Annotated in this window: 10 protein-coding genes; 5 read left to right on the top strand and 5 right to left on the bottom strand. The window is 73.0% G+C overall.

Annotated features, from left to right (window positions below):
• From MNZ39_RS14210 to MNZ39_RS14200, 3 genes are all read left to right on the top strand, one after another.
• The coding region (locus tag MNZ39_RS14210) for an AgmX/PglI C-terminal domain-containing protein (protein ID WP_242339589.1) at positions 1-522 on the top strand (522 nt) is incomplete at its 5' end.
• 221 nt (positions 523-743) lie between these two features.
• Positions 744-1796: a TIGR04552 family protein gene (locus tag MNZ39_RS14205; protein WP_242339591.1), complete on the top strand. Its 1053-nt coding sequence runs from the start codon at positions 744-746 to the stop codon at positions 1794-1796.
• Entirely contained in the window at positions 1793-1987 is a 195-nt protein-coding gene (locus tag MNZ39_RS14200) for a hypothetical protein (protein ID WP_242339587.1), read from the top strand. The genes MNZ39_RS14205 and MNZ39_RS14200 overlap by 4 nt, the downstream gene beginning before the upstream one ends.
• A gap of 54 nt (positions 1988-2041) precedes the next feature.
• On the opposite strand, the gene MNZ39_RS14195 is transcribed toward MNZ39_RS14200, so the two are convergent.
• The 3 genes from MNZ39_RS14195 to ffh all read right to left on the bottom strand — a co-directional run bounded on the left by MNZ39_RS14195 (position 2042) and on the right by ffh (position 5900).
• Complete coding sequence (locus MNZ39_RS14195) at positions 2042-3163, bottom strand: hybrid sensor histidine kinase/response regulator (protein WP_242339585.1); 1122 nt, start codon at positions 3161-3163, stop codon at positions 2042-2044.
• A gap of 168 nt (positions 3164-3331) precedes the next feature.
• Entirely contained in the window at positions 3332-4237 is a 906-nt protein-coding gene (gene amrB / locus MNZ39_RS14190) for an AmmeMemoRadiSam system protein B (RefSeq protein ID WP_242339583.1), read from the bottom strand.
• A 10-nt stretch (positions 4238-4247) separates the two neighbouring features.
• On the bottom strand, positions 4248-5900 hold the full coding sequence (gene ffh / locus MNZ39_RS14185) for a signal recognition particle protein (RefSeq protein ID WP_242339581.1): 1653 nt from the start codon (positions 5898-5900) through the stop codon (positions 4248-4250).
• A gap of 62 nt (positions 5901-5962) precedes the next feature.
• Here ffh and MNZ39_RS14180 point away from each other — a divergent pair, with 62 nt between their 5' ends.
• Both MNZ39_RS14180 and MNZ39_RS14175 read left to right on the top strand, forming a co-directional pair.
• On the top strand, positions 5963-6403 hold the full coding sequence (locus tag MNZ39_RS14180; RefSeq protein ID WP_242339579.1) for a DUF2203 domain-containing protein: 441 nt from the start codon (positions 5963-5965) through the stop codon (positions 6401-6403).
• A gap of 24 nt (positions 6404-6427) precedes the next feature.
• Positions 6428-6946 (top strand): hypothetical protein, encoded by a 519-nt coding sequence (locus MNZ39_RS14175; protein ID WP_242339577.1) that lies wholly within the window; start codon positions 6428-6430, stop codon positions 6944-6946.
• Positions 6947-6972: 26 nt separating this feature from the next.
• Here the strand turns inward: MNZ39_RS14175 and MNZ39_RS14170 are convergent, their stop codons facing one another.
• Together MNZ39_RS14170 and MNZ39_RS14165 are read right to left on the bottom strand one after the other, a co-directional pair.
• Positions 6973-7365 carry a response regulator gene (locus MNZ39_RS14170; protein ID WP_242339575.1) on the bottom strand — a complete coding sequence of 131 codons (393 nt, stop codon included), beginning with the start codon at positions 7363-7365 and terminating at the stop codon, positions 6973-6975.
• A gap of 286 nt (positions 7366-7651) precedes the next feature.
• On the bottom strand, positions 7652-8536 hold the full coding sequence (locus MNZ39_RS14165) for an ATP-binding protein (protein WP_242339573.1): 885 nt from the start codon (positions 8534-8536) through the stop codon (positions 7652-7654).
• Positions 8537-8650: the final 114 nt, after the last annotated feature.

The raw sequence follows: 8650 nt of genomic DNA, 5'->3' as shown, positions 1-8650 counted from the left end.
GAGGAGCCCGCCCGCGCCGTGCGGCGCGAGCCCGCGCCGCGGCCGCGCGAGACGCGCGTCGCCCAGGCGACGCCGCCGCCCCCGGCGCCGACCCCTGCGCCCGCACCTGCTCCGGCCCGCAAGAAGGACGTCCTCGACTTCGAGTCGAACGACGCTGCGCTCGACGAGGCGCTCGGCGGCGGCTCGGGCTCCGCCCGCCGGTCCGTCTACGTCCCCCCGCGCCCCGGCGGCGAGGTGCCCGCGAAGCTGAGCTCCGCGCAGATCAACGAGTCGGTCGCCCAGCGGATGGACGGTCTCCAGCGCTGCATGTCTGAGCAGAAGGCGCGCGACGCCGAGGCCACCGGCACGCTCAGGATGCGCTGGATCATCAACGCGGACGGCTCGGTGCGCGAGGTGAAGTGCCTCACGCCCGAGTTCGCGAGCGGTCAGTTCGCCCAGTGCCTCGCGGGCGTCGTGAAGAGCATCAAGTTCCCGCGCTCCACGACGACCGGCCAGGAGGTCACCTTCCCGTTCCGGTTCTGATCCCGGGCCGTCGCCGCGGGCGGCGCGTCGCGCGCCCCCGCGGCACGACGCCGCGCCGCCCACCGCGAACGAGCGGGCGGGCGATCGGACGGCCCGCCGGGTCGGCTTGACCGGAGGGCGCGCCGCTGCCACTGTCCCGCGGACCCCGAGGACGAGGAGAGGTGGCGTTGCACACGAAGCTCGCGCCGGTGCCGGCCGGCGGGTACCGACCTCTCGAGCGGATGGGGATCGCCGAGCTCGAGGCGCTGCGCGTGATCCTCCGCGGCGGCTCCGTCATCGACTGGCGGCGGCTCAACTTCCGTGATCGGGAGGAGGTCGAGGGCTACCTCCGCCTGAACCAGTTCGACCACGAGGACATCCGCGACGTGCGGCGGCTGCGCGCCATCCTCGCCCAGGCCGTCGAGTACCTCCGCTCCGTGTTCGGCTACCGCGTCGCGGTGCCCGTCGCCGAGCCCGAGGACGTCCGCGACCTGTTCCTCTTCGCCTCGGGGACGCTCGAGCCCCGGCGCTTCCGGCGGATCGCGTGCGTCGTGCTCAAGGTGATGCACGTGATCCACCACCTCGAGGCGCGCGAGCTCCTGTTCCGCACGCCGCTCCGCGAGTCCGACCTCGCGCAGCGCGCGCACCGGCGGATCATGGCCGAGGCGGACCGGATGCGCGCGGCGGGCCTGCCCGTGATCGAGTTCGCCGGCAACTCCAAGTCGCGCGACTCGCTCGTCACGAAGCTGCTCGCCAAGAAGGAGTCCGTCGCGGCGCAGGTGTTCGACCGGGTCCGCTACCGGATCGTGACCGAGCGCACCGACCAGATCGCGCCGGTCGTGTGGCACCTCACCCAGACGCTGTTCCCGTTCAACTACGCGGTGCCCGGCCAGACGCAGAACAGCCTGGTCCGCTTCCAGGAGCTGCTCGCGAGCCACCCGCGCGGCTCGGCGATCGCCGCGGAGCTGCAGCTCCCGGCGGACCTCGAGCGGCGCGATCCCGCCGCCAAGCGCAACGAGTTCAGCGGCCGCGACTTCCGGGTGCTCAACTTCGTCGTCGACCTGCCGGTCCGGATCGACGACCTCATGCCGCCGCTCGATCCCATGGCGGACGAGCTCGGCCGGATCGTGTTCTCCCTCGTCGAGTTCCAGGTGGTGGACGCGGCGACCGCCGCGCGGAACGAGGAGGGGGACTCGTCGCACGAGCGCTACAAGCGCCGGCAGCACCATCGCGTGCTGCGGCGGCTCTCGCGCGGGCTGGTCGTCCCGAAGAAGGGGAAGCGAGGTGGGGGATGAGGGAGACGACGAAGGAGAGCCCGGTGGACCGCGGCGAGGTGGAGCTGCCCGGCCGGTGCCAGGTCTGCGGGGCCGAGGGGAAGACCATCGCGGTGCCGTCCGCGCCGCCGCCGAACGAGTTCTGCGCCCGCTGCGCCATCGAGTATGGCGAGGCGGCCGCGGCCGACGAGGCTGACGAGGACGAGCCCTAGGCCCGCGTCGGGACGAGCCCTCCGGCGCGCGCCGTCGCGGAGCGGCGGGAGGCTTCAGGTCCCCGACTCGAGCAGGGCCTCGGCCTCGAGCGGGAGCTCGACCGTGAACCGGGCTCCCTCGCCCGGCCGGCTGTAGAGGGCGATGCCGCCCCCGTGCGCCTCCGCGATCTGGCGCGCGATGAAGAGGCCCAGGCCGAGCCCGCCGTAGTTGCGCGGCGAGACCGCCCGCTCGAAGCGGCCGAAGACGCGGTCGACGTCCCCGGGGTCGATGCCGATGCCCTCGTCGCGCACCTCGAGGCGGGCGACGCCCCCCGCCGCCGTCACGTCGACGTGGACGGGCTTGCCGGCGCCGTACTTGAGGGCGTTCGAGAGCAGGTTCGTGAGGAGCTGCTCGAGGCGGAGCCGGTCGAACCGGCCGACGACCGGGGCGGGGGCGGCCACGGACAGGACGCAGCCGGCGCGAGACGCGTCGGGCGCGAAGCGCGCGCCGAGCTCCCGCGAGAGCCGGGCGAGGTCGAGCTCCTCGCGGGAGAGGCGCATGCGTCCGGAGGCGATCCGCGAGACGTCGAGGAGGCCGTCCACGAGGCCGACCAGTCTTCCGGTCTGGCGGAGCGCCGCGTCGAGCTTCCCCGCGAGCCGAGCGTCGCAGCCCTCGAGCTCGCGGCCGAGCGCCTCGAGCCGGAGCTGCAGGCTCGTGAGCGGCGTCTTGAGCTCGTGCGAGGCGACCGCCATGAACTCGTCGCGCACCCGCACCGCCTCGGCGAGCTCTCCCGCGAGGGCGTGCGCCCGCCGCTCCGCGGCGTGGGTGCGGAGCAGCGCGCGCAGGAGCGCGACGAGCTCGGCTGCCTCGAACGGCTGGACGAGGTAGGCGTCGGCGCCGGCCTCGAGCCCGTGGACCCGGTCGCCGGTCTCCACCAGCGCGGCGGAGGTGAGGAGCACCGGGATGGAGGAGGTGGCCTCGGAGCCCTTCAGCCGGCGGCAGACCTCGTACCCGTCGATCCCCGGGAGCCGCACGTCGAGCACCACGGCGTCGAACGGCGTGGCCTCCAGGGCCGCGAGGGCTTCCTCCCCCGACTCGGCCTCGTCCACCTCGAAGGCGACGGCGGAGAGCATCCGGGTGACGAGATAGCGGGCGGCGGCACGGTCGTTGACGTTGAGGATCCTGGGCGGCGGCATCGAGGCGGGGGTCTCTCGCGAGGTGTCGGGGCGTCCCCGCCGCCGTGAGGCGCGCGCGAGACGCAGTAGGACATTATGTGCGAACGACCCGGCGCGCTCGTCCGAGGCAGCGCCTTTTCACCGGGGTGCCCTCGGCGGGGCGCCCGGGCGCTCGCCCGCTCCGGCGCCTCAGCCGGCGGCGGCGGCGAAGCTCACGGAGTCCGTCCCGTCGGTCCACTGCGCGTAGTGGAGGACCCGCGCGGCGCGCCCGCTCGCGCGCAGCGCCGCGTAGATGGGGGCGACCCCGCAGAGCCTCCGCCGTGCGTCCTCGCGGACCGCGTCGCGGTGGAACCCGTCCGCGTCTCCGGCAGCCAGGTACGAGAGGGTGCGCCGGTCGGCGGCGGCGTGGGCCGCGAGCTCTTCCGCAGTGGGCGGGCGCGGGTCGCCGTAGAGCGGGCCGACGTGGGCGAGATCGGCCGCGGCGACGAAGCAGACTCGCCGGCCGGAGGTCGCGCGGGCGAGCGCCGCCAGGAACGGGCGCGTCGCCTCGGCGGGCGCGGCGAGGTGGGAGATGCTCGAGCAGAGCACCGGCAGGACCGTGAACGGACGGCGGAGGAGGTGGCGCAGCACCACGACCTGGAGCTCCACCGAGTGCTCGCCCGCGTGGCAGAGCTCGTCCGCGAGCACCTCCTCCGCGCCGAGGCGGGCGGCGATGGCCTCCACCGCCGCGCGATCGGTCGCCACCGCGCCGAGCGGCGTGGCGTAGTCGAGGCGGGTGAGGGTGAAGAGGTGCGGCGGGGTCGCGTGCGCCGTGCCGAAGACGACGAACAGGTCGGCGTCGGTCGCGGCGAGCGCGCGGTACGCGCGGGCGTAGCCGGCGGCGCCGCGCGGGTAGTCGATGTGCGGGGCGACGAGGAGGCGGACGGGCTCGCACGGCGGGGGCGCGACCCCGTCGCGGAGCCAGCCGTCGAGCGCGCGGCGGAGCGCGATCGGGTCGTCGGGATAGACCGCGCCCGCCCAGGCGGCAGGGCGGAAGGGGAGGGCGCGGAAGCTCGAGAGCGCGCCGGAGGTCTCGCCGTCGCTCGCGTCTCCCACCGCCCGCTCCTTACTTGCGGCCGCGCTTGCGCGCCTTCTTGCGCGCCTGGCGCTCCGCCTTGCGCTTCTTGTTGCGCGCGTCTCGGTCCTTCTTGGACTCGAGCGCGATCGGCTCGGGCGCGTAGCCCATGAGCCGCGCCCGCGCCATCGCGCCGGCGGACATGGGCGGCGTGTAGCCCTTCGGCAGCCCCATCTGCTGCGCCATCGCCGCGTCCGGCACGAGCCCGCCCGAGAGCGCGCGCTCCACCGCCTGCGCGTCGGCGCCGAGCACGTCCTCCATGCCCTTGCCCTGCAGCTTGCGCAGGCTCATGAGCTGCTTCACGCCGGGGAGGCGCGAGAGCAGGCCGGGGGCGGAGCCGATCTGCTTCATCACCCCGCGCATGGAGTTGTACTGCTTGAGGAGGTCGCGGACCTCCTTCTCTCCGCGCCCCGAGCCGCGCGCGATCCGCTTGAGGCGCGCGTCGTTGATGACGTCGGGGCGCTGGCGCTCGACCTTCGTCATCGAGTCGACCATGGCGACGATCTTGGTGAGCGCCTGGTCGTCGAACTGGAAACCCTCCGGCAGGTCGCCGAAGAGCGGGAACTTCTCCATCAAGTCGCCGAGCGGACCCATCTTCCGGACGAGCCGGATCTGGTTCACGAAGTCCTCGAGCGTGAAGTCGCCCGAGAGGATCTTCTGCGCCTCGGCCTCCGCCGTCTCCTCGTCGACGTGCTGCTCGAAGTCCTTGACGAGCCCGACGATGTCGCCGAACCCGAGGATGCGGGAGGCGAGCCCCTCGGGGCGGAACTCCTCGAGCCGGTCGAGCGACTCGCCCATGCCGAGGAACTTGATGGGCTTGCCGGTGACCTCCTTGATGGAGAGCGCGGCGCCGCCGCGCGCGTCGCCGTCGAGCTTCGTGAGGATGAAGCCGTCGAGCGAGAGGCGGCGGTCGAACTCGGAGGCGGTCTTCACCGCGTCCTGGCCGATCATGGCGTCGGCGACGAGGAGGATGTTCTCCGGCGCGACGTTCCGCTTGATGTCCTCGAGCTCCACCATGAGCTCCTCGTCGACGGCGAGGCGGCCCGCGGTGTCGTAGATGACGACGTTCGCCTTCTCGCGCTGCGCCGCCTCGAAGGCGTGCAGGCACATCTCCGGCGGCGACACGCCCGGCTCGTGGAACACCGGCACGCCGAGGCGCTCGCCGAGGACCTTGAGCTGATCGACGGCGGCGGGGCGGTACACGTCGGCGGCGACGAGGAGGGGCTTCTTCCCCTCCTTGAGGAGCTTGTTCGCGATCTTGCCGGCGGTGGTCGTCTTGCCGGAGCCCTGCAGGCCGACCATCATCACGCCGGTCGGACGCCCCCGCACCGCGTCGCGGAGCGAGGTGTCGACCGGGCCCATGAGCGCCTCGAGCTCGTCGTGGCAGATCTTGACGAAGTGGTCCTGGGGCGTGACCCGAACGACGCCCTTCTCCGTCTTGACCTTGGTCTCGACGACCTCGCCGATGGCCTTCTCGCGCACGCGCGCGACGAAGCGCTTCACGACCTCGAAGGAGACGTCCGCCTCGAGCAGCGAGACGCGGATGTCGCGCAGCGCGTCGTCGACCACCTCGGGGGTGATCTCCGTCCGCCCCTTCAGCTTGTTCCGCGCTGCCTTGAACCCCTTGGATACGGTCTCGAGCATGGGACTCCGGGTGCCTCCGCCAGGCCCGCGCTTATAACACGGAGATGTCTGGGAATCCGCCCATGGACGAGGGTCCGCGCTTCTTCACCGTCGAGGAGGCCAACGCGCTCGTGGCCGAGCTGGAGCTCGATTTCGGGCGCCTCGCGGCCGCCCGCGCCGAGCTCGGCCCGCTCGTCGAGTCGCTCGGCGGCGCCGACGTCGCGGTGGCCCTCCTCCGGGGAGACGGCCCCCCGGAGGGCAGGGAGGCGGACGCCGCTCGGCTCGAGCGGCTGGCCGGTGAGATCACCCGCGTCATCGAGCGCGTGAACGGCATGGGCTGCCTCGTGAAGGACGTCGAGGCGGGGCTCGTGGACTTCTACGCCGTGGTCGAGGGCGAGCCGGCGTTCCTCTGCTGGCAGTTCGGCGAGCCGGCCGTGAGCCACTGGCACCCGCTCGAGGGAGGCTTCGCGGCCCGCGAGGAGATCGCCGGGGTGAGCGTCCGGCCGCCCACGTTCCGGAACTGAGGGAGGGCGCCCCGCGCCGCCGCCGTGCCGTTCGCGTACTACGCGCGCCTGTCACCGCGGGAGAAGGCGATCTACCGCGCCAGCGACGCGGTCCCGGCCATCCCGGTGCCGGGCGTCGCCTCGCTGCACCCGCAGGTCGAGTCGCTGCGGGAGGCTCTCGCGCGCGACGACGGCGAGGCGGTGGCGCGCGCCGCCTTCGCGCTGTGCGCGGGGATCTCCCGGGCGCTCGGCGCGCGCACGCCGAAGCTCGAGATCCACGCGGTCCGGCCGAGCGCGGACTGGGGCGAGCTGCACGGCCTCTACACCCCCGATCCCGACGAGCCGCCCTGCATCCGCGTCTGGATGCGCACCGCCCGCCACGCGCGCGTGGTCGCGTTCCGCACGTTCCTTCGAACGCTCCTCCACGAGCTCGTGCACCACCTCGACCTCGAGGTGCTCGGGCTCGAGTGGTCGTTCCACACCGAGGGCTTCTTCAAGCGGGAGTCGAGCCTGTTCCACCAGCTCGTGCCGGAGGCAGCCCGGGCGCCGTCGCGGCGGGCGTGAGGCCTCGCGCGCTCGTCGCCGAGCGGTCAGATCCGCTCGGCGGCGTCCGCGGAGAGCTCGGCGACCGTCGAGAGCAGGTCGTCGATGCTGAACGGCTTCGGCAGGTACCGGTCCGGCTGCGCGTCGCCAGGCGGCGACGCAGAGACGACGACCACCGGGATGCCCGCCAGGGCTGGGTCCGCGAGCTGCTCCTGGCGGAACTGCCACCCGCTCATGACGGGCATGAGGAGGTCGAGGAGGATGACATCCGGTCGCGGGCAGTCGCGCAGCACGTCGAGCGCGTCCTGCCCGTTCTCGGCGAGCGCGACGTCGTAGCCCTCGCCGCCGAGGGCCTCGGCGAGCGCCTCGCGGATGTCGGGATCGTCCTCGACGACGAGGACGGCGCCGCGCGACCGCATGCGGCGGGCGCGAGAGGACATGAGTGGGTGTGCCTGAGCCGGGATGAATGCCATCTTCGTGTCCCTCGCCGAGCCCGTGAACCCGCCGCCACGCCACCGTGCCGTATCGACACGGAGGACGTCGCAGGGCGTGGCCCGGGCCTCGCGAGGTCGCTGATGGTGCAAACGCGTTGCCTGAAGCGATCGTTCCGGGAAGCGCCCTGAATCTCTCCCCGCGCCACTTCTGGGACGCACTGCGTCGTTGACGGGCGTGCGAGCGGGCCTCGCGCCGGTCGTCGGTGCTGCCGGATGACCGCTCGGGCGTCCGCTAGCGCGAGCGCAGCATGCTCTGGCCCACCCAGTCGCTCGCGAACTGGTAGGCGATGCGCCCGCTGCGATCGCCCTTCTGATTCGACCAGGCGACGGCCGCCTCCGCCGCCTGCCGATTCCACGCCGGCTCGGCGCCCGCCCTCTCGCAGAGCTTCGTGACCCACTGCCTCGCCACGGCCACGTACTCGTCCTGCGAGAAGGCGTGGAACCCGACCCAGAGGCCGAACCGCCCCGACAGCGAGATCTTCTCCTCGACCGCCTCGCCGTGGTGGATCTCGTTCTTGACGAGCAGCGCCCCGAGGTTGTCCGTCTCGAACTCCGGGATGAGGTGGCGCCGGTTGGAGGTGACGTAGATGAGGACGTTCTCGGGCGGCGCGTACACGGAGCCGTCGAGCGCGCTCTTCAACATCTTGTAGCTCGACTCGCCCACCTCGAACGAGACGTCGTCCGAGAAGAGGAGGAAGCGATACGGCTGCCCGGCGACCTCGTCCACGATGGCCGGGAGGCTCACCAGGTCGTCCTTGTCGACCTGGATGATGCGCAGGCCCTCGGACGCGTACGCGCGGAGGAGCGCCCGCACGAGCGACGACTTCCCGGTCCCGCGCGTCCCCCACAGCAGGACGTTGTTCGCGGGGAAGCCGGCGAGGAACTGGCGCGTGTTCGCCTCGACGATGCGCTTCTGCTCCTCGATGCCGAGCAGGTCCGAGAGCTGGATCCCCTCGACGCTCGAGACGGCCTCGAGGTAGCCGGCGAACGAGTGGCGCCTCCAGTTCGCCGCGTGGGTCCTGCCCCAGTCGATCTTCTCGATGGGCTTCGGGAGCAGGAGCTCCATCGACGAGAGGACGCGGCGCAGCTGGTCTTGGACGTCCGGGTCGAGCGGCATCGGGAAACGATAGCACCCGCGGCGCGCGCCTCGCGAGGCGTCCCCCCGGCCCACGCGCTCGAGGCGTCCGGCCGCGGTGTGACGAGCCTCGGCACGCTCGCGAGCGCCGCGCTG

Origin of the sequence: Anaeromyxobacter sp. SG66 (assembly GCF_022690805.1) — a bacterium.
GTDB classification, from domain to species: Bacteria; Myxococcota; Myxococcia; order Myxococcales; family Anaeromyxobacteraceae; genus Anaeromyxobacter; species Anaeromyxobacter soli.
Note: the sequence above shows the minus strand (reverse complement) of the source record. Positions and strands in the feature narration are given on the sequence as shown.

What these genes read in the sequence shown, in the direction of transcription:
- MNZ39_RS14195 (WP_242339585.1), bottom strand. Translation starts at nt 3,163, where the DNA reads ATGCCGCCGCCCAGGATCCTCAACGTCAACGACCGTGCCGCCGCCCGC.
- MNZ39_RS14180 (WP_242339579.1), top strand. Translation starts at nt 5,963, where the DNA reads ATGGACGAGGGTCCGCGCTTCTTCACCGTCGAGGAGGCCAACGCGCTC.
- ffh (WP_242339581.1), bottom strand. Translation starts at nt 5,900, where the DNA reads ATGCTCGAGACCGTATCCAAGGGGTTCAAGGCAGCGCGGAACAAGCTG.
- MNZ39_RS14200 (WP_242339587.1), top strand. Translation starts at nt 1,793, where the DNA reads ATGAGGGAGACGACGAAGGAGAGCCCGGTGGACCGCGGCGAGGTGGAG.
- MNZ39_RS14165 (WP_242339573.1), bottom strand. Translation starts at nt 8,536, where the DNA reads ATGCCGCTCGACCCGGACGTCCAAGACCAGCTGCGCCGCGTCCTCTCG.
- MNZ39_RS14170 (WP_242339575.1), bottom strand. Translation starts at nt 7,365, where the DNA reads ATGTCCTCTCGCGCCCGCCGCATGCGGTCGCGCGGCGCCGTCCTCGTC.
- MNZ39_RS14205 (WP_242339591.1), top strand. Translation starts at nt 744, where the DNA reads ATGGGGATCGCCGAGCTCGAGGCGCTGCGCGTGATCCTCCGCGGCGGC.